24 protein-coding genes are annotated in these 23,922 nt (G+C 31.9%); 12 read left to right on the forward strand and 12 right to left on the reverse strand.

Annotated features, from left to right (window positions below):
* The 4 genes from OH814_RS01500 (at position 1) to purF (ending at position 3,451) form a co-directional block, all read left to right on the forward strand.
* A complete protein-coding gene (locus tag OH814_RS01500; protein ID WP_308826837.1) occupies positions 1–696 on the forward strand; it encodes a DUF3307 domain-containing protein in 696 nt (231 codons plus the stop codon).
* Between the two features lie 71 nt (positions 697–767).
* The gene (gene purC / locus OH814_RS01505) at positions 768–1,490 is read left to right on the forward strand and encodes a phosphoribosylaminoimidazolesuccinocarboxamide synthase (protein WP_076558416.1); all 723 of its coding nucleotides are present in this window, start codon (positions 768–770) and stop codon (positions 1,488–1,490) included.
* Positions 1,491–1,527: 37 nt separating this feature from the next.
* Positions 1,528–1,887, forward strand: a complete 360-nt coding sequence (locus tag OH814_RS01510) for a four helix bundle protein (protein WP_115619023.1) — start codon at positions 1,528–1,530, stop codon at positions 1,885–1,887.
* A gap of 64 nt (positions 1,888–1,951) precedes the next feature.
* Positions 1,952–3,451: an amidophosphoribosyltransferase gene (gene purF / locus OH814_RS01515; RefSeq protein WP_076558420.1), complete on the forward strand. Its 1,500-nt coding sequence runs from the start codon at positions 1,952–1,954 to the stop codon at positions 3,449–3,451.
* Between the two features lie 79 nt (positions 3,452–3,530).
* On the opposite strand, the gene OH814_RS01520 is transcribed toward purF, so the two are convergent.
* Complete coding sequence (locus OH814_RS01520) at positions 3,531–4,181, reverse strand: porin family protein (RefSeq protein WP_115619022.1); 651 nt, start codon at positions 4,179–4,181, stop codon at positions 3,531–3,533.
* A 248-nt stretch (positions 4,182–4,429) separates the two neighbouring features.
* Complete coding sequence (aroB, locus tag OH814_RS01525; protein WP_308826838.1) at positions 4,430–5,476, reverse strand: 3-dehydroquinate synthase; 1,047 nt, start codon at positions 5,474–5,476, stop codon at positions 4,430–4,432.
* A 100-nt stretch (positions 5,477–5,576) separates the two neighbouring features.
* Here aroB and OH814_RS01530 point away from each other — a divergent pair, with 100 nt between their 5' ends.
* Positions 5,577–6,728, forward strand: coding sequence for a pseudouridine synthase (locus OH814_RS01530; protein WP_228421271.1), 1,152 nt, complete (start codon positions 5,577–5,579; stop codon positions 6,726–6,728).
* A gap of 106 nt (positions 6,729–6,834) precedes the next feature.
* Here the strand turns inward: OH814_RS01530 and OH814_RS01535 are convergent, their stop codons facing one another.
* Positions 6,835–7,161, reverse strand: a complete 327-nt coding sequence (locus OH814_RS01535; protein WP_279196053.1) for a hypothetical protein — start codon at positions 7,159–7,161, stop codon at positions 6,835–6,837.
* Positions 7,162–7,435: 274 nt separating this feature from the next.
* Between OH814_RS01535 and OH814_RS01540 the strand changes: the two genes are divergently transcribed.
* Complete coding sequence (locus tag OH814_RS01540) at positions 7,436–9,094, forward strand: helix-turn-helix domain-containing protein (RefSeq protein ID WP_308826839.1); 1,659 nt, start codon at positions 7,436–7,438, stop codon at positions 9,092–9,094.
* A gap of 523 nt (positions 9,095–9,617) precedes the next feature.
* Here the strand turns inward: OH814_RS01540 and OH814_RS01545 are convergent.
* Positions 9,618–9,788 carry a lmo0937 family membrane protein gene (locus OH814_RS01545; RefSeq protein ID WP_115596431.1) on the reverse strand — a complete coding sequence of 57 codons (171 nt, stop codon included), beginning with the start codon at positions 9,786–9,788 and terminating at the stop codon, positions 9,618–9,620.
* Between the two features lie 165 nt (positions 9,789–9,953).
* The gene (locus tag OH814_RS01550) at positions 9,954–10,724 is read right to left on the reverse strand and encodes a dihydrodipicolinate reductase C-terminal domain-containing protein (protein ID WP_308826840.1); all 771 of its coding nucleotides are present in this window, start codon (positions 10,722–10,724) and stop codon (positions 9,954–9,956) included.
* 651 nt (positions 10,725–11,375) lie between these two features.
* Between OH814_RS01550 and OH814_RS01555 the strand changes: the two genes are divergently transcribed.
* From OH814_RS01555 to OH814_RS01565, 3 genes are all read left to right on the forward strand, one after another.
* Positions 11,376–11,993: a hypothetical protein gene (locus OH814_RS01555; protein ID WP_308826841.1), complete on the forward strand. Its 618-nt coding sequence runs from the start codon at positions 11,376–11,378 to the stop codon at positions 11,991–11,993.
* A gap of 133 nt (positions 11,994–12,126) precedes the next feature.
* The gene (locus OH814_RS01560; protein WP_201134026.1) at positions 12,127–12,879 is read left to right on the forward strand and encodes an SDR family oxidoreductase; all 753 of its coding nucleotides are present in this window, start codon (positions 12,127–12,129) and stop codon (positions 12,877–12,879) included.
* Positions 12,880–12,888: 9 nt separating this feature from the next.
* Complete coding sequence (locus OH814_RS01565) at positions 12,889–13,149, forward strand: SemiSWEET transporter (protein ID WP_115618906.1); 261 nt, start codon at positions 12,889–12,891, stop codon at positions 13,147–13,149.
* 60 nt (positions 13,150–13,209) lie between these two features.
* Here OH814_RS01565 and OH814_RS01570 read toward each other — a convergent pair whose 3' ends face one another.
* From OH814_RS01570 to OH814_RS01585, 4 genes are read right to left on the reverse strand one after another with little or no spacing between them, the layout of a single operon-like run.
* Positions 13,210–14,184 carry an FAD:protein FMN transferase gene (locus OH814_RS01570; protein ID WP_308826842.1) on the reverse strand — a complete coding sequence of 325 codons (975 nt, stop codon included), beginning with the start codon at positions 14,182–14,184 and terminating at the stop codon, positions 13,210–13,212.
* A gap of 11 nt (positions 14,185–14,195) precedes the next feature.
* Entirely contained in the window at positions 14,196–16,391 is a 2,196-nt protein-coding gene (locus OH814_RS01575) for a PepSY domain-containing protein (protein WP_308826843.1), read from the reverse strand.
* Positions 16,392–16,404: 13 nt separating this feature from the next.
* Complete coding sequence (locus OH814_RS01580) at positions 16,405–16,890, reverse strand: DUF2271 domain-containing protein (protein ID WP_308826844.1); 486 nt, start codon at positions 16,888–16,890, stop codon at positions 16,405–16,407.
* A gap of 6 nt (positions 16,891–16,896) precedes the next feature.
* A complete protein-coding gene (locus tag OH814_RS01585) occupies positions 16,897–18,375 on the reverse strand; it encodes an ankyrin repeat domain-containing protein (protein WP_308826845.1) in 1,479 nt (492 codons plus the stop codon).
* A 329-nt stretch (positions 18,376–18,704) separates the two neighbouring features.
* Here OH814_RS01585 and OH814_RS01590 point away from each other — a divergent pair, with 329 nt between their 5' ends.
* Positions 18,705–19,025 carry a hypothetical protein gene (locus tag OH814_RS01590; RefSeq protein WP_308826846.1) on the forward strand — a complete coding sequence of 107 codons (321 nt, stop codon included), beginning with the start codon at positions 18,705–18,707 and terminating at the stop codon, positions 19,023–19,025.
* Between the two features lie 2 nt (positions 19,026–19,027).
* On the opposite strand, the gene OH814_RS01595 is transcribed toward OH814_RS01590, so the two are convergent.
* Positions 19,028–19,207: a hypothetical protein gene (locus tag OH814_RS01595; RefSeq protein ID WP_308826847.1), complete on the reverse strand. Its 180-nt coding sequence runs from the start codon at positions 19,205–19,207 to the stop codon at positions 19,028–19,030.
* A 120-nt stretch (positions 19,208–19,327) separates the two neighbouring features.
* On the opposite strand from OH814_RS01595, the gene OH814_RS01600 reads away from it, so the two are divergent.
* Entirely contained in the window at positions 19,328–20,035 is a 708-nt protein-coding gene (locus OH814_RS01600; RefSeq protein WP_123884907.1) for a DUF421 domain-containing protein, read from the forward strand.
* 58 nt (positions 20,036–20,093) lie between these two features.
* On the opposite strand, the gene OH814_RS01605 is transcribed toward OH814_RS01600, so the two are convergent.
* On the reverse strand, positions 20,094–20,513 hold the full coding sequence (locus OH814_RS01605; protein ID WP_076558668.1) for a hypothetical protein: 420 nt from the start codon (positions 20,511–20,513) through the stop codon (positions 20,094–20,096).
* 258 nt (positions 20,514–20,771) lie between these two features.
* On the opposite strand from OH814_RS01605, the gene OH814_RS01610 reads away from it, so the two are divergent.
* Positions 20,772–22,574, forward strand: a complete 1,803-nt coding sequence (locus tag OH814_RS01610; RefSeq protein ID WP_308826848.1) for a hypothetical protein — start codon at positions 20,772–20,774, stop codon at positions 22,572–22,574.
* A 51-nt stretch (positions 22,575–22,625) separates the two neighbouring features.
* Here the strand turns inward: OH814_RS01610 and OH814_RS01615 are convergent, their stop codons facing one another.
* Positions 22,626–23,921, reverse strand: a complete 1,296-nt coding sequence (locus OH814_RS01615) for a voltage-gated chloride channel family protein (protein ID WP_308826849.1) — start codon at positions 23,919–23,921, stop codon at positions 22,626–22,628.
* Between the last annotated feature and the right edge of the window lies 1 nt (position 23,922).

Genomic DNA, 23,922 nt, shown 5'->3' on the forward strand with positions numbered 1-23,922 from the left:
ATGATTTTTATTCAACTCATATTGGCACATTTACTCGGAGATTTTATTCTTCAGCCAAATTCTTGGGTTGCAGATAAAGAGAACCGTAAACTGAAAAGTTCATATTTATATTTTCATGTGCTTATTCACACTGTTTTAAGTTTTATTTTCCTTTGGGATCTTAAACTTTGGTGGGTAGCTGTTTTAGTGGGAATTTCTCATTTCATTATTGATGCCTGTAAACTTATTTTTCAGAATATTCAGACAAAAAAGGCGTGGTTCTTTATAGATCAGGCTCTTCATGTCGCTGTTATCGGAGGAATTTCTCTTTATTTCAGTGAATTTAATTTTGAATTTCTAAAAGATCAGGAATTTTTGAAAATTTTAATGGCTGCTTTGTTTTTAACATCGCCAGCTTCAATTTTTATTAAACTATTGTTATCATCTTGGACTCCCGTGAGCGAAGGAGAAAATAATTTGCAAAGCGAATCTTTATCGAGTGCCGGAAAATACATCGGGATTTTAGAACGGTTATTGGTTTTCGCATTTATTGTAGTCAATCATTGGGAAGGAGTCGGTTTTATGGTCGCTGCAAAATCTGTTTTCAGATTCAGTGATCTGGCACAGGCAAAACAAAGAAAACTGACAGAATATGTATTGATCGGTACATTATTAAGTTTTGGAATCGCTGTTTTAGCAGGAATTTTAATTAAGTAAAAGTATATAAATCTAATTATAACTGAAAACCTTTGATTCAAGGTTTTCTAAAGTAAAAAAAAGTAAAAATTATGAGTCAAAAGCTAGAAATGCTGTATGAAGGTAAAGCAAAACAAGTATTTGCAACCGAAAATCCTGAAGAAGTTGTAGTACGTTTCAAAGACGATGCAACAGCGTTTAATGCTCAAAAAAGAGGATCTGTAGATTTAAAAGGTGAAATGAACAATGCCATCACCACTCTTATTTTTGAATATTTAAATGAAAAAGGAATTAGAACTCATTTCATCAAACAACTAGACGAAAGAGAGCAATTGGTAAAGAAAGTATCAATTATTCCTTTGGAAATGGTCGTAAGAAACTATTCTGCAGGAAGCATGGCTCAGAGATTAGGAGTTGAGGAAGGAATTAAATCTCCGGTTACCATCTTCGATATCTGCTACAAAAAAGACGAATTGGGAGATCCGCTAATCAACGATCACCATGCAGTTTTCTTGGGTGCAGCTACTTATGAAGAACTAAACGAAATGTATGCATTGACAGGAAAAATCAACGAAATTTTGATCGATCTTTTCGACAAAATGAATATTATATTGGTTGATTTCAAAATAGAATTAGGAAAAACTTCAGACGGAGAGATCATTCTTGCTGACGAAATTTCTCCTGATACTTGCAGACTTTGGGATAAAGATACGATGAAGAAATTAGACAAAGACAGATTCAGAAGAGATCTTGGAGAAGTTACTGAAGCTTATGTTGAGATCTACAATAGATTGAAAACTTTACTTAACAAGTAAAGTTTGAGAAGTTAGAAGTTAGATATTAGAATTTAGTATGAAATCGCACCGAATTGAAGATTTGAAAGTTTGGAGTAAATCAATGACTTTAGTAAAAGAAGTTTATCTGGTTACTGCTGAATTGCCAAATGAAGAAAGGTTTGGCTTACTTTCTCAAATCAGAAGATGTGCAGTTTCGATACCTTCCAATATTGCAGAAGGAGCAGGAAGAAATAATAAGAACGAATTTTATCAATTTCTTGGAATTGCGTTTGGTTCTACGTACGAATTACAAACACAGTTACAATTATTAATAGATTTAAATTTTATTTCCGAAACTAAAATAGTTCCTTTAAAAGAACTTTTAGCTGAGATACAGAAAATGATTTATTCATTGAAGACAAGTTTAAAATTATAATTGAAGTTAACTTAGACTAATTTCTAACATCTAATATCTAACTTCTAATTTAGAAAAAATAGAAATGAAAAGTTTAGACATTCATAAAAGTGAATATTTAAAACAGTTTGAAACTCAAACCTACGGAAGAAATCTTTTCAGAACGCAGGAAGAAGAAAGACTGGATGCTCCAAACGAGGAGTGCGGGATCTTTGGGATGTATTCTGATAACGATCTGGATACGTTTTCTCTTTCTCAGTTTGGGCTTTTTGCGCTTCAGCACAGAGGTCAGGAAGCTTGTGGTATTTCTGTTCTTAAAGACGGAAAGATTACCAACATGAAAGATGAAGGTCTGGTTTTGGATGTTTATAAGGAGATTCAGGAACCTGAAACTTTTATGGGAAATTCTGCAATCGGACACACTCGTTACACGACTGCAGGAGATAAAAAGAAGTATAATTTCCAGCCATTTTTTGCCAAAAACGAATATGACCAGATTATACTTTCTATTGCTCACAATGGTAACTTAACCAATGCGAAAGAATTAAAGAATGAACTGGAAGCTGAAGGTGTAGTTTTCAGAGCGACTTCAGATTCTGAGGTTATTTTAAGATTAATTCAAAAAAATCTTGACCTTGGACTTCGTGGTGCCATTAAAGCAACGATGGAGAAAATTGAAGGTGCATATTCTGTTGTTGGGATGACAAGAAACAAATTCTTTGCATTCAGAGACTTCAACGGAATCAGACCTTTGGTTTTAGGAGCTGTTGATGAGAAAACATATGTTGTTGCTTCAGAATCTGTAGCTTTAGATGCAGTGGGAGCTCAATATGTAAGAGATATTTTACCGGGAGAAATCATTTATACCAATGAAAACGAACCTGGAAAATTAAATTCTTACATGGTAAATGAGGAAAGAGGGAAGCAGAGAATTTGTTCTTTTGAATATATTTATTTTGCAAGACCCGATTCTACTTTAGAAAATATCAATGTTTACGAGATCAGAGAAAAATCTGGTGAAAAAATCTGGGAACAGGCTCCGGTAGAGGCTGATATCGTAATTGGAGTTCCAGATTCTGGAGTTCCGGCTGCAATTGGTTTTTCTAAAGCTTCAGGAATACCTTTCCGCCCGGTTTTGATTAAAAACAGATATATCGGAAGAAGTTTCATCGTTCCTACTCAGGAAATGAGAGAAAGAATCGTTAATCTGAAACTGAATCCTATTATTTCTGAGATCAAAGACAAAAGAGTAGTAATCATCGACGATTCAATCGTTCGAGGAACAACTTCTAAGAGATTGGTTAAAATTTTAAAAGAAGCAGGCGTTAAAGAAATTCACTTTAGAAGTGTTTCTCCACCAATCATTGCACCTTGCTATTTGGGGATAGATACACCATCGAAAGACGATTTGATTTCTGCCAATATGACAACAGAACAGTTGAGAGATTATTTGGGAGTAGACTCTTTGGAGTTTTTAAGTACTGATAATTTAAAAGAAATTTTAGGTTCTTCAAACCATTGTTTCGGATGTTTTACAGAAGAATATCCTGTAGCAAAAGGAGAAGAAATAGAATTATTTAATTAAGATTTAAATATCTAAATATTAAAAGGTCAGACTTACAATTAAGTCTGACCTTTTCTATTGAAATAAGATTGTTCTTTTCTTAGAATTTGTAAGCTAAACCTACTTGGAAAGCATTGTTTCTTACAGCATCCGAATTAGCTGGTCTGTCTTTAGCAATATCTGTTACACCTGCAACATATCTTGCTGTAATACCTATATTATCTGTGAAATAATATCCAGCACCTAAACCAATACCTACGTTGAATGTATTAAAATTATCTTTGTAGTTTCCTGATTCAGCTAATACATCATTATTAGTTTCGTTTTTAGCTTTGTTTTTTGCACTAACCATGAAACCAAATTCCGGACCTGCTTCTACATATAAATTTGGAATAAAATTGTATTGAAACATTACTGGAACTGTAACATAATCTAGGTGGTTTGCATAAGAATATCTGTTTCCTGCTACTACATAATCATATTTGTCACCATATTGAGAGTATAAAACCTCTGGCTGAATACTAAATGATTCTGCAACCGGGATATTAGCAAATACACCTGCATTAAAACCGATTTTTGATCCTTGATCTTCTAAAGTTTCATTTTTTGATAATGAAGAAACGTTCATACCAGCTTTAATACCAAATCTTACATCTGAAGAAGACATTGGTCTAGTTGTGGTTGTCGTTGTAGTCTGAGCAAATGCCAAAGATGTTGACAAAACTGCGATTCCTAAAATTAACTTTTTCATAACTTAAATTTTTTAATATTTTACTAATTCTAATTTTAAATTTTACTACCAAACTTTTGAGTTTGACGAGTCGTATCTTTCAAATTGTTTGCCAAAATTTGAAGAATGTTTAAAACATTAAAAAACCATTCACAATAATGAATGGCTTAAAGCGTAACATAATGAATATGAACTAATTAAATTCAAATTAATTAATATGCTATAAATAACAATTATTTAAATTTAAATCTAAAAATTTAGTTTAAAACTTAAAATTCACTCAATGTTTTGTAATAATTAATTGATTTTTGAATGTTTTCGGTACTGCATTCGTGATCATAAATACAAGAACCGATTGCTGAAAGCAAAGAAAAATTGATTTTTGCATCAGTATTCTTCTTATCATTTAATAATAAATTGAAAATATCTTCATCCTTAAAACCGCTCAAATCAATAAAACAGAAATAGCGCTGGATATTTTCTATGATTAATTCTGAATCTTCTTTCGAAATTAAACCTTCAAGATAAGAAAGATGGCTTTCGCAAATCATTCCCAACGCAACTGCTTCGCCATGAAGAATAGGATTTTCGCTTTGAAGACATAAACTTTCGATAGCATGACCGATGGTATGACCAAAGTTTAAAGTCTTTCTTACATTTTTCTCATGAAAATCAGCATTCACAACTTCTTGCTTAATTTCCATTGACTGCGGAATAAGAGGCTCAACCCCAACAGGATCTAAATGCTGGAGCTTTATTAAATCTTCCCAATGTTTTTTATCTGCAATTAAGCCATGTTTTAACATTTCGGCAAATCCACTTTTCAGTTCTTTTGCGGGAAGAGTATCTAAAAATCGCGTATAAGCGTATATCTGCTCAGGAAACGAAAATGTTCCCACCATATTTTTATAATGCATCAGATCGATTCCTGTTTTACCACCGATAGACGCATCACACATTGAAAGTAGCGTCGTCGGTATATTGATAAACTGAATTCCTCTTTTATAAGTAGAAGCTACAAAACCTCCCATATCGGTAATCACGCCGCCACCAAGATTGATTATTAAAGCTTTTCGGTCGGCCTGCATTTCTGTAAGAATTTCCCAAAGTTGATTGGCAGTTTGTATGTTTTTCATCTCTTCACCTGCTTCAATCTCCAGAATTTCAAAATAAATATCGGTTTCCAAATTTCCTAATAATATAGGAAGGCAATATTCATGTGTGTTTTCATCCACCAAAATAAAAATTTTGCTGAATGATTTTTCGGTCAGAAATTGATTGAGCTGCGAAAAATTTTCGTCTAATAAAGTAATCATCGTATGATTTTTTTATAATTAAAGCTATTCTAAGCTACAAAGTTATGATTCTTAATTTCTAACTCGTAACTAAATCACTATCTTTGCAAAAATATTTAGAATGAGCAGAGACAATAATAATTCAGGGAGACCTAAAAAACCTAGATCTTCAACAAGAAACTCAGACAGCCCTCGTTCTCTTAAATCTGGAGATTCCGGATCAAAACCTTTCAAGAAGTCATTCCCTAAAGCGGGAGAAAGAAATTCTGATTCTAAAAGAAGTGATGATACAAGTTATCAAGCTCGAATGAATAAGAAATATTCAAAAACTGAACAAGAACCATTTATTACAAGTTCAGGTGAAGAGAAAAAGACTTTCGGTAAATCTGCTCCCAAAAGAGGAGGTAGCAGACCCAATAGTTTTGACGTTAGAGATAAATACGAAAGAGGCAGCCTGAAATACGGAAGAAGACCGGGAACTGAAGGAAGCGATAAAGATCAGGATAAAGCAAAATCTTTTGTACAGCAAAGAAGATTCAAGAAAGTTGAAAAAGACGTTCATAAAGATACTATTCGTCTTAATAAATACATTGCCAATTCCGGAATTTGCAGTAGGAGAGAAGCTGATGAGTTGATTACTCAAGGTTTGGTGGAAGTCAACGGAAAAGTAGTAACAGAAATGGGTTACCAGGTTGAAAAAACCGACAAAGTTGTATTTGACGGACAAAATATTACGCCTGAAAAACCTGTTTATGTGCTTTTAAACAAGCCAAAAGGTTATATTTCTACCACTAAAGATGACAAAGCAAGAAAAACGGTAATGGATTTGGTTGCAAACGCTTCTCCATACAGAGTTTTCCCGGTAGGAAGATTAGACCGTTCTACAACCGGAGTTATTCTTTTGACCAATGACGGACACATGACTAAAAAACTGACGCATCCATCTTTTGATTCTAAGAAAATTTATCACGTTACCTTAGACAAAAAATTAACGAATGAAGACATGAAACTTATTGCAGAAGGAATTCGTTTGGATGAAGGTATTGCAGAAGTTGATCAAATTTCGTTTATTGAAGGAAAGCCTAAAAATGAAATCGGAATCGAAATTCATATCGGTTGGAATCGTGTCATCAGAAGAATTTTCCAAAGATTAGGATACGAAGTAGAAGCTCTGGACAGAGTAATGTTTGCAGGACTTACAAAGAAAAACATCAAAAGAGGTCACTGGAGGATTCTTACAGAATTGGAAGTGAATAATCTTAAAATGCTTTAAAACTGATATGTTTTAGTGACGAATTATGAATTTAATATGTCCTTGATATCTGATAAAAAAAAGCCGACTGAAGTATTCAGCCGGCTTTTTTGTATTGTCAAAAATTTTAGTTTTCTTTTCCTTTCCAATGTGCTCCATCTCTTGGAGGATCTGTTGAGTTGTCGAGATTAAACTTTGGTAATAATGTAGAATCTACTTTTACATTTTCAGTTTTAATTTCATCCACTTTCCAATGCGCTCCATCTCTTGGAGGATCAGTTTCCGAATTTTCTACTACCATAGAGTCATTTCCATTTTTTTGAAGCTCTTCAGTAGAATCTTGTTTTAATGAAGACTGAATAGTTTCTTCTGCTGGGTTTTCGTCGTCTTGCCTACAACTTGCTATGCAAATTCCAGCTACTATAAGGCTGAGTGCAATAAATTTTGTTTTCATTTTATTCTAGGATTAATGATTATATTTGGTCTTAATAAGCTCTTCGAAAATAGTTAAATATATATTTAGTTGCAAATATATCCAGGTACGATTTATAAATTTTTACCCTACAAAAATACAAAAATTTAAATAAATGGTATGTTAAATAATCAAACTGATAGCCTTGTAATAGCTTATAATAAATAGTTTTTATGTATTTTTGAATGAAATTTCTTAGAAATATCTGATGCTTAAAAGAATTTTTACGTTTAGCTGCTTCTTCATTATAAGTATAATGTATTCGCAGGATTATTACTCAAAGCTTAGAGAAAAGTACTGGGCTTACGAGGAAAATGATCCTAAGGCACTTGTATTTGTAAATCAATATATTAAAAAAGCGAAATCAGAAAAAAATTATCCAGAGCTTTTTCAGGCATATAAAGATGCAATTTTATACTCTGAAAATCAAAAAATGATTTATGCAGACAGTGCATTGGCTGTTGCACAAAATTCTAAAGATAATGATCTGATCGGTAACGGTTATTTAACAAAAGGATCTGTTTATTATTTCAACCAAAGAAAATTCCAGTTTGCTTTAGAAGAATATCTAAAAGCTTATGAATATTTAAAAGATTCAAAGGATGAATACTTAAAATATAGAAATATTTATCATATTGGTGTTGTTAAAAGCTATTTAGGCTACTATGAAGAAGCTTTAGAGATATTTCAACAATGCATCAATTTCTTTGAAACTAAAATTGATGGAGATATAGATGTTAATTTGGTGTTTAATAATACAAAAGGTTATTTAAATTCTTTACATCAGGCAATTATCTGTTATCAAATGCTCGGTAAGAATGCAGAAGCCGCTAGTCTATTAAAAAAAGCAGCAGAAAAAACTCCAAAGACAAAAGAATTTTACTTAGAAAAAAGTTATTTTACAAAAAGTTTAGGCGTTTCGGAATTTAAAAATAAAAATTACAAAAAAGCAATTTATTATTTTGATAAAGCTCTACCTGAACTATTAAAGGTTAATGATTTTACATGGGCTTCATATATTTATTTTTACAAGGGTAAAAGTTATGAGCTTCTAGGTGATCAAAATCTTGAAGTGGAAAATTACAGAAAAGTAGACTCTATATTCAATAAAAATAAATTTATTCTTCCAGAATTACGAAGCAATTATGAAGAATTAATCGAATATTATCGTAAAGGTAATAATCATAAAGAAGAATTGTATTATACCAATCAGCTTCTTAAGGTAGATAGTGTAATTTCGTCAGATTTTAAACATCTTTCTACGCGCGTTTATAAAGAATATGATACAAAGAAGCTTTTAGAGACAAAAGAAAATTTAGAGAAAACTAATTCTTATAGTAAATTACTCATATTTATTTGTTTAGCAATTATTATAGCATTAGGAATTGTAATGTACTTCAGAATCCGAAAACAAAGGAATATCCAGAAAAACTATGATGAATTATTAATAAAGCTTGAAGAAAGCAATCAGAATGAAGTAGTTGATGCTGTTGTAAAATCTGAAGTAATTGATTCGGGGGACAAAAATATAAAGTTTGATAGCAGTATTGTAGAAAAGCTTCTCAATGATATTCATACATTCGAAAATAAACAAGGATACTTAGAACAGGGAATAACGCTGAAGAAGCTCGCAGAGCAGTTTAAAACAAATACATCTTATCTTTCACAAGTTATCAACGAATATAAAGGAAGCAATTTCAACACTTATATTAATGCTTTAAGAATCAACTACGCAACCCAGAAGATTTATCATGATAAAGAGTGGAGAAAGTATTCTATTGAGTCTATTGCTTCAGCTGCCGGTTTTAGCAACAGACAAAGTTTCTCAAATATTTTCCTTGAACAAAATGGGATAAGACCAGCTGATTTTATTAAAAAGAGAATTAAAGAACTCGAAGATCAAAATAATTCTTAACTGTAAACGTTAAACGTATTCAAATGAAAACCGAACCTTCAAAGAAGATTCGGTTTTTCTATTAATAGAATGTGATACTGGTGTCTAATTTAGAATTGTAGAGAACAGGGTTCTTTTTCCTAGATTGTCAGAACCCTGATGTTCTACATGAAAACTGAATGATGAAAAGTTATTATATATGAATGATTTAAGTGTCTTGTTTTATCTGTAACAAATATATCATCATAAAATTTCATCAACAACTTATTGTGGGGGCTATTTATAAATCGTGACGTAATAATTAGGATAGAATATCAAAAACAATAATTTTAATTAATTGAATATTAATTAGTTTAAGTTTTGAATGACTTGGTTTATTATTAAGTTTATATTTTGTCTCGTAAAGATTTCGATGGCGAATTAAAACTTAAATTGAATATATTTTGCTAGAAGCTCGAAAATTTTTAATAATAAAATTCTATAATTAGCATAAAAAAAGCTGAATATTACTATTCAGCTTTTCTAATTTTATTAATTATTTTTTCTAATCTAAAGGTTTTCTACCAGAGATAATATTGTAAAGAACTACAATTACTGCAATTACTAATAGTACATGAATTAAATAATTGGTACTCATTCCGGGTATAACGTTCAGCATTCCTAAAAGCCAAACAATAATACAGATAACGGCTACTAACCATAATAAGCTTTTCATAATAATATTTTTTTAAGGTTTATATGTTGTTATAAGCATATTGTGTGCCTTTTTATAAAAATGCGAATATTTTTAATTGAAGTCTATATTTTATAATTACGGAATCTAACAATTAAAACTCTATATAAAATGAAAAATTAACTATATTTTCATAATAAAATAGTTCTATGACAGATTATTTTTGGCATCACCAAAGAAGAAAGGTCTGAGGATGTCTTCAAAATTATAAAGTCCTTTTGAGTAGTTTTTAAGTTGTTTTGCCACAAAGAGTGCCCCGCTTCCGAATGCTTCTCTGGAAATCGATTCATGAACCAAACGCACTGTTTGATAAGGAAATCCAAAAATTACCTCATGTTTTCCTACAATTCCTCCCGCACGGACTGAGCTGATACTATCTTTCTCTATATCTAAAGTTTCTGCTATTTTAATTGCAGTTCCTGAGACACCGCTTTTTGCTTTAAAATGCTCTTCAACAACTTCTATATCTACATCTGGAGCGATATTTTTAAGAAGGCTTGCTGCAAATAAAAGATAATTGACACCTAAAGTTATATTTGGTGACCAGAAAACCGTATTTATTTTGGAAAGTTCCTTTAAAAGTTTTATTTCCTCATCTCCATAATGAGAAATTGCAGAAATAATTTTTATTTTATGTTCAGATGCAGCTTTTCCATATTTATAAATACTTTCTGCAGAAGAAAAATCTATAATTGCATCTACCGGATGTTTACTAAAATGTTCATTGATCTCTATACTTTGTTCAGAAAATACAAGAGCCTTATCATTGGATTTTACATCAAGTAATTCTTTTACAGATGTATTTTCCATATTCCTGCTGCTCCTTAAAACCCATTTAAGACTAAATTCAGGGTTTTGCAATATTACGTTTGCCACTGCTTTTCCGGCTTTTCCAAATCCTATTAAACCTATTCTCATAATTAAAAATTTGTAGTGTTGGTAATTTAATCTGTAAGTTATGAAAATATTTTTTTGAGAATTTCAAAAACAGCTATTTGTATACACTATAAAATGTATAAAGCTTAAAAAATAAGTTTGACGAATAGAAACGGAGTGTAGGAAAAAATTAAACCCTCCGAGTTGGAGGGTTTAATAAAAACACAAATGATGAAAAAAAAATTTTCATTTCAAATATACTCAAAATAATAATATATGCATGAATTAATTGTAAAAATTTTCACTTATTATTTTTTATTCTTCATTTTCAATAGTTTTCAAATTATTAAATAAACTTAAAAAACACAAAATAATTAAACATTAATCAATTAAGCAGTTTAGAAATGTTTTTAATCTCAATAAAACCTACTATTTTAAAATTATTTTATAATAAATAACATCAGTTTAAAATATTGCATATTATTAATTTAATATATTGATTCTCAGAAATTAGTAATCATTATCTATTTAAAGACAATTAAAAAACACAAATATTTTCATTTCAATGTGATATATATTATTTTTGTATCAAACTTACAGAAGAATATTATGCTATAGCTTTTAGTGAATTTAATAATCACTAAAAGCTATAAAGAGAAAAAAAATTTCAACAAATTATACTATAATAAATTAATGCAGGTAAAATCAATGAAGGCAAAGAAGGTTCCTGGAATTCCTTTGCAGATAAAAGGCAGTTTCCATGATACTGAAAGTATCCAAAAAATTCAAAACGCACAGGAAGCCGAAGTAAAATATAACGCACTTAAAGAACGTTTCTTTGAAATAAACAAATGGGGATCTTATTGTAAAGAAATTAATGTAGCATTTACGCTATGTGATTCTTCGGGAAACCCAGTACAAAGATCACCTATAATAGGAGATTATATTAAAATTCTATTGTCAGAAAGCAATAAAACTGAATCAGACGATTATCAATGGGTACGCATTGATATGATCGATAAAAGTAATCCCAATCGCCTAATGATGCAATGCCGTCCTTCAAAATTACCCGGAAATGAATTTGCAGGTAAAACGGTACATTACCATTCGCTGTGCACTACTTCTACTTTTGTAATTTCAAAAGGTACCGATTATATAAAAATGGCGATTTACGGGAGAAATGAGAAACCTAATCAAAATACAGATATCATCAGCAGTATAAAAAATATGTTTATAGCTTTTGGTGGAATGGTTGGCGCATCAAAAATACAATGGAAGCAGCTCTCAGACGGGATGGTCAATTTAAGATAAAATACCACATCTTTCATTTTATCATCGTTTTCTATCATAAAAGCATACAATTTGCTTTACTGTGGTTAAGAAATAAAAAAATTCAGTGTATAATTTTATGCTGAATTTTATTTTAAACCATAACCACAAAAATATGAACAGATTACAACTTAATGGTAAAACAGTTTTAATTACCGGAGCAGATAGCGGGATAGGAAAATCAGTAGCTTTACTTTTTGCTGAAGAAGGCGCTCATATTGCTATTATTTTTCACTCAGATGTTGAAGATGCTGAAAAAACAAAGAGTGAAATTGAGTATTTGGGTCGCCAATGCATGATTTTTAAAGGAGATGTTAATGATAATAGTTTTTGTCAGGAGACAACATCAAAAGTAGTAGAAAAGTGGGGTGGTATTGATATTTTAGTCAATAACGCAGGAATTCAATTTCCAAATGATGATATTACAAAGCTAAAGGAAGAGGATATTCGCACTACTTTTAACTCAAATATTATCGGGATGATTCTTCTTACAAAAGCTGTTTTCCCATACCTGAAAGAGGGAAGTTCTATTATTAACACAACCTCTGCAGTCGCTTATCAGGGGCATGAAGAATTATTAGATTACTCAGCGACAAAAGGAGCTATTGTTTCTTTTACAAGATCTTTGGCGTTACAGGCAAAACCGAAAGGAATAAGAGTAAATGCCGTGGCTCCCGGACCAGTTGCAACACCGCTTACCAAAGAGACATTTGGCGAAGAAGAGGAAGATCAAAATAAACCGCCTTTGCAGAGAAATGCGAGCACTGAAGAAATTGCGCCGTCGTACCTTTTTCTGGCAACCAATGCTTCTGCGCAAATGACCGGACAAGTCTTACATCCTAATGGTGGAATTATCGTTAACGGATAAACTAAAAAAATGGATGTAGAAATTTTAGGGCTAATTGCCGGCGCTTTAACTGCCATCGCATCAATGCCGCAGCTGATTAAAGTTCTCAAAACAAAAAACGTAGAAGATATTTCCTGGTTAATGCTTGTTATTCTTATTACAGGGCTCTCGCTGTGGGTTTGGTATGGTTTTGAGCAAAACGAGCTACCCATTATTTTGTCGAATTCTTTTGCTGTACTCGTTAACCTTACGCTATTAATTAGTTATTTTATTTACAAAAATAAAAATTGACACTTTACACTGAGAAAAATAAATATGCCATTCTGGAATTCAGAATGGCATAATTTATATCTATTCATTGAGCTTTTTTATAATTTTCCCTGTGTCAGTGATCAGTAAATATTGGTAATCGGGGAACTTTTTTATTAGTTTTAAACCTTTCTTTCTTCCTAAAACCATTATTGAAGTACTGAAGCCGTTTGCCATTGTTGCATTCGGACCTACAACGGTAACATTTGTCAGTCCGGTTGAAGGATATCCCGTTTTGGGATTCATGATGTGAGAATATCTTTTTCCATTAATCTCGGCATACTTTTCATAACTTCCCGATGTGGTTACAGCATTCTCTTTTAAATAAAGAACTGCTGCAATTGTATCATCTTTAAACGGATTATTAATTCCAATTGCCCAAGGTGTTCCGTCAGGCTGCATGCCCCACGTTGAAATATCTCCTGAAGCATTGATGATGCCTGCTTTTACTCCAAAACTTTTCATCAATTCTCTGGTTTTATCAGCTGCATAGCCTTTTCCTATCGACCCAAAACCTATTTTCATTCCTTTATTTTTAAGAAAAATAGTCGAATTGCTTTTATCTAAAATAATATTTTGATATCCCACATTTTTTACCGAATTTCTGATGGATTCTTCAGAGGGTAATTCGTTCATAGAATCATCAAATTTCCAGATTTTATCCATTGCGACAATGCTGATGTCAAAAGCTCCGTCAGTCAATTGAGAAAAATAAATTCCCTTTTCAGTTAAAGCAAAAACTTCTGCGTCAACTTTCACAGGCTTTATTCCTGCATTTCCATTGACCTCCGAAATTTGAGTTTCCGGATTCCATTCTGAAATTAAATTTTCAATTCTTCGGATTTCGCTTACAGATTTATCAATATTTTTTTCTGCTGAAAGAGAATCTTTATCTACCAAAGTAATTTCAAATTTACTTCCCATTAAAGTAACCAATCTGCTTCTTTGAACCTGAGAAAATACTGATGAAGAAACCAGGACCAAAAATAAATGAGAAAAACTTTTCAGACTTTTCATGTGCTTTAAAATTAATAACAGTCGGTTAAAATCTGTCCGTTTAGTTTGTAAGTCTCGTAATCCTTATTTTTTAAGGTGCACAACTTTCTTAAAGTGTCCTCTACATCATGCTGCATTTTTAATGCTCCGCAAATCATGATAAAACCTCCGTTTTCCAATGAATTGGTAAATAATTCAGCATCTCTTTCAACCAAATCCATTACATATTGAGATTTCTCTTCACGGGAAAATGCTAAATTAAAAGACGATAATTTTCCTTTTTTAATGTTTTCATGAGCAAAATATTCGTAATTAACAGTCAGCTCGCTTGATTTTCTGAAACCACAATACAAATGAGTTTTCATTTTCCCGGTTTGTTCATCGATCATTCCTAAAAAAGGTGCAATTCCGGTTCCGTTGGCAATCATAATCACTTCAGAAGCCTTTTTCGGAAAATGGAATTCTGAATTTTTAATAATCCTGGCTTTTATTTCCTGATTTTCTTGTAAGCGATGTAAAAATCCTGAACCGATACCATTTTCATGAAGTTTTACAACCAACTGAATGGCTCCATTCACTTTTCCGATAGAATAAAATCTTTCTTTATGATCATTCTCAGGATAAATTGCCAGCAAATCTCCAGACTTAAATTTCACTAAAGAATTAGGTTTTAAAATCACTTTAAAAGTAGTTACTTCATCAACAATTTCACTTTTTCCAATGACTTTCATTTTCTTTAAAGAAGGAATTTTTTCGCTGTATAAAGAAGGTGCAGTTGCCAAAGGAATCATTGTTTTATAGCTCCATTGCTTTGCCCATTCTGTAAATTCTGCTGCTGATTTATCGTTGACTGTAAAAATTTCAAGTTGAGGTTCTGCCCAGTTTTGTTCGGATAATAACTGGTCAACTTCAATCGCAAAACCACAAAAACCTTCGTAAGATTTTGATCCAAAACCAACTACAGAATATTTTACACTTTGATTTTGAGGGAATTCTTTTAAAAGTTTTTTAAAGTTGGAAGCGTTAGTCGGAGCATCACCCAAACCATAAGTTGAAGTAAAAATGATAAACTGCTCTGCTTTAGGATAAAATTTGTATTGATTAAGCTCTGTAATAAATGATTTTTTCCCGTCTGATAAGAGTTGAGTATGAATTTTATTGGCAAAACCTAAAGTCGAACCATTTTCTGAACCTACAAAAATGACAATTTCCGCATTTTCAGATTTGTATTTATTTTTGATTTTATTTTTGGTTCGCTTAAAAGTAATGACAAAACCTGAATAGATAAACAGTAAAATTCCAACGGAAGAAAGCGCTAAAACGATTGACCAAACAACGCTTCCACGACCTGTATGAAGCGTAAGACTTAGATTTTCATAAATAATAGTCAGCGGATATTTTTCTTCTTTTACAATTTCGCCATTAATTTGATTAACGGTAATTTCTCTGTCTTTCAGTTTTAAAACAAAAAATTCTTCGGAATCATCTTCAATAAAAGGAAATTCAATTTTCTTGACTTTACTGAGTTTTGTTTCTTTAAAAATAGGGAAGTCAGCTAACTTTATCTGAGTTTCAGAATTGGTGATTTTATGAGCAATCTTTTCATTTTTTCCTTTTGGTATCAATTCAAAACGATGCATAAAAAGATAAGTACCTGTAAGAGAAACTATTAAAATTGGAATTAATAAAACCCTTCCGGAAACGACATGCAGATATTGCGAGAAAAAGTCTTTCTTGATATTGTCAAAAAAATGCCTGATTCCATTTTGCCTCTTGATAATCAAAATAAGCCCTGAAATACTGATGATCATTAATAAAAAAGAAACAACTCCCACCGCAAATCTTCCCGTTTCTTTTAGAAATAAAGATCGGTGCAGTGAGGTTATCCAATTGATAAATTTACTTTTCTCAACCGGTTTTCCCAGGATTTTTCCGGTTAAAGGATCGATGTATGCTTTGATATTTTCACCATTATCATCTATTCCTTCAAGGGTTACAAACTGATTATGATCAACGATAATCTCTGTAATTTCCGGAAAAACCTTGCGCAGCTCCGGTAAAGACTGTGCAAGGTTTATATTACTGAAATCATCAACGCGATAAGGCTGTGTTTTTTCCTGTGCTGCATCATATGCTAAAATTATTCCCGTGGTAGAAGCTACTATTAAGAATAAAAAAGTCAGTATTGCTAAAGTTAAGTGGGCATACCTCCAAATTGATAAGGTCATTTGCAGGTTTTTTTTAAAGCTTATTGAGTTTTACATATCTGATGTATCCGCCTTTTCCTTCTGTTTTTTTGATAATTGCATCTGTTGTGAAAGGAATTTCTAAATCGGCTACATTGTATTTTTTATCTTCTACGGCGGTTTCAAAACGCACTTTGTACCCTTTGTTCAGATATTTATCTTCGATAGAAAACGTAGTAATACTTCTGTCTCCATCTGCTACAGAAGCTCCGGTAATTGCATTTAATTTTACAGGCTTTTTGCTCTGAAACTTATGCCATTCCTTCAATGTATCGTGCCATTTTGCATCGGGTCCCATCATGTAAAGTGTCTTTTCGTAACCTCCTTTTGGATTGATGAGAGACACAACAACATAAGCTCCTTCACCGCCATAACTGGTCAACTGAAGCATACATTTATATTTTGAAGCTTGAGCATTGGCAAAACTTGAACAAAATAGTGCCATTAAAATTCCTAAAGCCTGAATTTTAAAATATTTCATATAATATTATTTTAAAAAGTCGATTGATACATTATTATTTTTTAAGCTTTCATTCTCTGAAGCAAGATCGTAAGCAGTTTCGTCAAATTCTGTTTTGATGCTCTTATTAGCACCCAATGAAACCAAATATTTCAAAACCTGATCATCTTTTGCCACCAAAGCCGCTTTGTGAAGTGAAGTCATGTTTTCTTTATTAGCAGAATTAACATCTATTTTGAGATCGCTCAATTTTTTCAAAAGATCAAGATCGTTTTTTGCAATCGCTAAATGGAGTAGTGTATTACCGTCTTTTTGCGAAGCAGTAACATTTACATTATTTGATTTAAGAATATTTAATTTTTCTGAAAATTCATCTGCTCCTTTTTGTGGTCCGGGTCTGTAAGACTGAATTAAATAATAAGCTAAATTATTCCCTTTCGCATCAACAATTTTTGCATCTGCTTTATTCGAAATTAAAAAGTTAATGATTTCTGCAGAACCACTTTGGACAGCCTGTGTTAAAGCAGATTCTCCATTAGAATTTATAGCATTAATGTTTTTAGTTTTTGCTGCAATTGCTTTTACATTTTCAAGATCTCGCCCTCCTGAAGCGATGATTAATGCATTATTTCCTTCACTGTCGGCTTTATTGGCATCAACTCCTTTGCTAATTAAATAATCGATGATTTCTTTTTGATTATTTTTTTTAGCAATAATCTGTAAAGAGGTTGCTCCGTTTGCGTTTGTTGCAGAAGGATTCAATTTTATTTCATCAATTAAATATTGATAAACAGAAAGCGGATTTGTAACGGCTCTTGTTCCCTGAGCGGCATTAATCAAAGATTTATCTGAAGCCTTTACTCCCTGATTCTTTAATGATTTTAACAGTTCTATATTCCCGAAACTTGCGGCATAGTCAAAAGCAGTTGCTCCGGTTTCATCTGTATCTTTAATAGAAAGACCTTTTGAGGTGAATAGTTTTTGTAACGATCCGTCTTTGTCATTTCCTATAGCCAAAAGTAAAATATTGGCTCCGTTTTTATATTGATGTTTGGGATCTACGCCAGCCTTGAAAAATGTTTCATAAACTTTAGGATCATTTAGACCAAACATAGCAGCAAATGCAAGCGGCGTTAAACCTTTCGTATCTAATTTGTTTACATCAGAACCTTTAGAAATAAAATATTCAATGATTTCCGGATTTCCAGCCATTGCAGCCCAGTGAAGATAAATTCTACCGTCATGCGTCAGTTTATCTACAGAATTTCCTTTTTGTTCAAGAAGAAATTTTACAGTTTCCAGAGGAGCTTTATTGGTAAGTGAAAGAGAAACTGCATCAAAAGTACTTCCGTTGAACTCAGACGGATTGTTTCCGTTGGCAATTTCCTGCTTTACTTTTTCAACATTGGGTTTAGATTTCCAGAAATCTGCTTGTAATAATGTGTTTTTTTGAGCACTGATTATTACAGAAAAAAGTAATAAAGCAGAATAAAGTATCTTTTTCATTGTTATTTTTATTTATTCTAAATATGAGACGCAAAATTAGTGTTTCCTATCGGAGTTGAAAAGAAATCTATGTAAAAATTTGACCTTTAATTGTTGATTAATATCATCATATTGCTTTTATGCGTTAGATCATAAAAAAATAAAACCAATATTTATATTTTTGAAGTATAGATGTATCAATCCAATATTTGTATCTATGTTTTTAACTCAAGTTTTTTAAGACTGTCAATGTTTAGTTGACAGTCTTTTTTTGTAAAATAAAAATTTAGAGATACCACATCAGTTATTATTGGCAATGCTTTTGTTTTATGTGAAGAAATATTAATTTTATGAAAAATTCAGTAAAAATTGCTTTAGGAGTTGTAGCGGGTGGAGTTTTAGTTTTTTTAAACCACAAAAGAAAAAACAGAGCAAACAAAAATCAAATGTTTACTGCACCTGATGGAAATAAATATAAAGAAAATCAAATGTATCGCACTGCTGAAGGGGATGTTTATAAAAACGGAAGAAAATTACGTTTAGAAACTCCAGAAAATAATGTACCTGTTCAGAATCATGTGGAACCTGGTTTTAATGATCAACATCTTAATAATAATTACAATGCAAGTCAACAGGTTTCATATCATCAAAAAGGAACAAGACATCACTAAAATCAGCAATCGTTAGTACTGGGATTGGCTTTTTTCAATGTACCTTCCATTTCGATTTCAGCTTTAGATGTTTTTATCTTGTTAAGTGATTTTAAGCTGTTTTTTCTGTCCGGAGAAATCCACAAACCCTGAAGATTCTCAGAATTACGTTTTAAAGCATAATTCTTTATTATAATGCTCAACAAAATTATATTGTTGAGCTTTTTTCGAAAAGGTAATATCTAAAAGAATCCTGTTTGCGTTTTGCTTATCTCAATTTTTCCGTGGCGTATTTTTTGAATCTCTGAATCTAAAATTAAATCATGCTTATAGCTACTTTATTAAACTTTACCTGGAAAGAATTGTTTTTAGGTACCGAAGACTGGGGATTTCTCCTGGAAATAGTTCTCAGAACCATCATTATGTTTCTTACCATCATTGTAAGTCTCCGTGTTTTAGGAAAAAGAGGAGTGAAACAGCTTTCTATTTTCGAGTTAGTGGTAATTATTGGTTTAGGTTCTGCAGCCGGAGATCCTATGTTTTATAAAGAAGTAGGAATTGTTTCATCAATGCTTGTTTTTTTGGTAATCATCATTTTATATTCTACAATTACAGCATTAATAGGGAGATTCAAAAAAATAGAAAATTTATTTGAAGGTAAAGCATTATGCCTTATTGAGCACGGCGTTTTTGCCATTGATAACTTTAAAAAAGAAAACCTGGGCAGCGATGAGTTTTTTGCAGAATTGAGAGTGAAAGGAATTTCACATTTAGGTCAAATTGAGTTTGCTATTGAAGAAGTTTCCGGGGAGATCAGCGTTTTCTTTTATGAAGATAAAGATGTGAAATACGGACTTCCGATTATGTTGAATTCTTTGGATCATCCGACAAGGTATATCAAAAAAGAAGGTTATTTTTCTTGTACATTTTGTGGCTTTACCGAAAAAAAAGAAGAAGGAAATGCAGGAATCTGTAAAAATTGCAGCAAGATCAATTGGGTAGAAGCTTCTAATAAAATAAGAATAACATAAAAAAATCCCCGACAATTAGCCGGGGATTTTTGAATATCTGAATTTAATCAAACAGTTCTTAAACAGCAGCTTTGTGAAAAGAGCTCTTCATAAAAACTGTAGTTTCTTTACCAAAAAGACAAGAGAAGATATTTTGGAATTCGTGTATATATTTACATCTTATCGAATTTCCATAAATTTTTAAACCTTCAAAAATCTTCTTAGAGTTTAAGTCAATATCATACTTAATGAAAGATTCTGGTCTTTCGTAACGAATAATATGGTCATCTGAAGCATATGTTTTCAAGAAGCCAAATTTCTCTAGCCAATATTCTGTAATCTGAATAGGGCTGATTTGCTCTGCAGGTACAGAAAGAGAGTGATTTTCATTTTCAATCTTAACAAAATAATCACTTTCATTCTGAAAAATCTCTGTTATTGTAAAAATCTCATTTCTGTATTCAACAAGATTTTTAATTTTTAGGTCTGTAACTTTCATATTATTGGGTGCTGGTATTAATTATGTATAAACTACAAATTGCAAATACTATGCCTCACATTACTTATGTGGTACCTAATCTTTGATTGATTTTATAAAAAAAATTATATTCAATCAATAGTCTGCACTTGCATCTTCATATCATCTTCACTATTTTTTGCATAGCTTATCTTAATTATATACTTTTGTAGAGAATACAGGTTTTCAGATCATTATCGCTTTCATCAACATGAAAGTAAAATATTATTGTTTAAAATAATGATTAATAAGCCTTTACACAGTTTTCATATCCCTGTCATGGGATTATCTTACACGATTGACAGCCCAATTCGTGTTGCACAGTACGGAATTTCTTCAGTTATATCAATCATCGATGACGAAATTGTAGAGAAGATGAAAAATTTCTACAGTAAAAAATTTAATCTTAATTATTTTGGAATTTCTTCAAAAACCGAAGATTACAGAGCCAAAAGAATTACAGATTATCTGGATATGATGGATGATATTGTTACAGAAAAATTCGAATCTTTTAAAGATGAAATTTCTAAAAATACCGATGCCCTGAAAAATTTCATGGTCATGCTGCCAAATACATCCGAGATTAAAAGTGGTTTACAGAATATATTGAATCAAAAAGATTCTATTACTTCAAATATTAAAAATTTTATTGAGAAAAATCTTACTCCCGGAAGTATTGATGTCAATATTATGACCAAAGTTGATAAAGATAATTATCTCAACAACAAACAGCTTCCTGTGATTTACAATGATGCACATGCTTCTCTCAGAGGGTTTGCCCGAAGTAAAATAGCTTCGTCAATGGTGCTTTCTGCCGGAATGAATCCCCGATTGTACAGTTATATTGAAGAATTTAATGACTTTTTTCCTGATTCTGATAATTATATAAAAAAGAAAATTATTCTTAAAGTAAGCGACTTTCGTTCTGCAATGATTCAGGGGAATTTTTTGGCTAAAAAAGGACTTTGGGTTTCAGAATACAGAGTTGAATCCGGACTTAATTGTGGCGGACATGCTTTTGCAACAGAAGGTTTATTGCTTGGCCCAATCATGGAAGAATTTAGATTAAAGAAAAATGAATTGATTTCTTCAGCACATTCTCTGATGATTAAAGCGCTGGAGCAGAAAGAAAAATATATTCCGGCTGAGCCTTTAGAAATGAAAATTACCGTTCAGGGTGGAGTAGGAACTTCTGAGGAACATGATTTTCTTATTGAAAATTACAAGGTTGACAGTATTGGTTGGGGCTCACCCTTTTTATTGGTTCCCGAAGCGACTTCAGTAGATCGTGAAACGCGCGATCTTTTGGCACAATCGAAGAAAGATGATTATTATCTGAGTAATATTTCTCCTTTGGGAGTTCCTTTTAATACGGTAAAAGGAACTTCAAATGAAATATTAAAACACTACAGAGAAGCCAAAAATAAATTTGGCAGCTCATGTCCTAAAAAATTATTGGCATTAAGCAAAGAATATTCTCCAAAAGGTATTTGTACAGCTTCAAAAAAATATCAGGATATTAAACTTAAGGATCTTGAAACCTTAAAAAGTGAAATTACTCCGAAACAATTTGAGTCTAAAAAAAGAGAAATCACCGATAAAGCATGTCTTTGTGTAGGTTTAGTAAATTCAGCATATTTAGAAAATGGAATTGAAATAAAAGGTGAAAAACAAGGTGTTGTTGTTTGTCCGGGACCGAATCTGGCTTATTTTGATAAAGAAGTTTCTCTCTCGGAAATGATTCAGCATATTTATGGAAATGGAAATATTCTTCCTGAAACCGAGCGACCGAATATGTTTATTAATGAATTGAAAATGTATGTTGATCATTTAAGGAATGAAATTTTAAATTTTTCGGCAGAACTCAATAATTCTCAAATTAAAAAATGGAAAACTTTTAAATCTAATCTTTTAGAAGGAATACATTATTACGAAGACCTTTTTGAGAAGACATCTTTCTTTTCCTCACAAAAAGAAAAGATAAAAAAACAGTTAGAAAATTTTAAATCTGGCTTACAACAAATTATAATCCCGGAATTGTAAAAATAAATCTTATATCTAAGACCGAACTCATAATCTTCGGTCTTAGTTTATTTAAAGATATTCATCTCTTTTCCAATATCTTTTGTGTTTAGGTGTACCGATAATCTGGCTTTTGTAAATACTGTTTTGCCCGGATAGTAAATACGAAACAACGCATGCGATAACAACATAAACTCCGCATTCAATTCCAAACAATTCAATAGCCATTATACTGCATGCAATCGGCGTATTGGTTGCTCCCGCAAAGACTGCTACAAACCCCATTCCTGCTAAAAGCGCTAAAGGCAAAGGGATAAAATACCCCAGAGCATTTCCTAATGTTGCACCAATGAAAAATAACGGAGTCACTTCACCGCCTTTAAAACCGGATGCGAGTGTAATAATTGTAAAAATGATTTTTAATGCAAAATCATAAGCCGGAAGTTGTTGTGAAAAAGAATCTAAAATCGTTGGAATTCCTAAACCAAGATATTTTGTCGTTCCGATTAACCAGACTGATAATAATATAATGATTCCTCCTATAAATGGTCGTAGTGGCGGATAAGAAATTTTAGATTTAAAAAAATCTCCTGTTTTATGAATTGTCTTACCAAAAAGTGCAGCACAAATACCGAAAAATATACCGGCAATAACAGCATATAGAATATTTAACAATGAAATTTCAGGTACGAAACTGATGAAATATTCGGTGTGATGAGTGTTTAATGATTTGGTAACCCAATCAGCAATAACTGAGGCAAAGATAGCCGGCAATAAAGCTTTGAACTTTATTCTTCCTGTAAGAGAAACTTCCAGTCCGAAAATCGCTCCGGCAAATGGTGTTCCGAAAACTGATCCAAATCCTGCTGCAATCGCAGATATAATTAAAATTTTCCGATCGTCTGTTGAAAGTCTTAATGGCTTTGAAAACTGATCGGCAATTGCTGCTGCCATCTGCAAAGCTGTTCCTTCGCGTCCTGCAGAACCACCGAAAAAATGCGTAATTATTGTTCCCAAATACACCATTGGTGCCATTTTAAAAGGAATTGTTTTTGCAGGCTGCTGAATGGTTTCTAATAATAAATTGTTGCCCGCTTCAACATCTTTTCCAAAATAATAATAGAGTAAGCCGACCAAAAATCCACCCAAAGGTAAAAAAACAATTATCCAAACATGATTCTCTCTGAACTGCGTTGCCCATTCTAAAGTTTGTAAGAAAAAAGCAGATGCACCTCCTATTAAAAATCCGATAAGTGCAGTAATGAAAAGCCATTTCACTACAAAAAATACAGAAGGATGCTTTCTGAAAAATAGACGAATTAAAATAAGAAGAATTCTGAAAACCGATTTTTTATCTTTTTTAAACATA

This window comes from Chryseobacterium sp. CFS15 (assembly GCF_031118795.1).
GTDB lineage: Bacteria > Bacteroidota > Bacteroidia > Flavobacteriales > Weeksellaceae > Chryseobacterium > Chryseobacterium indoltheticum.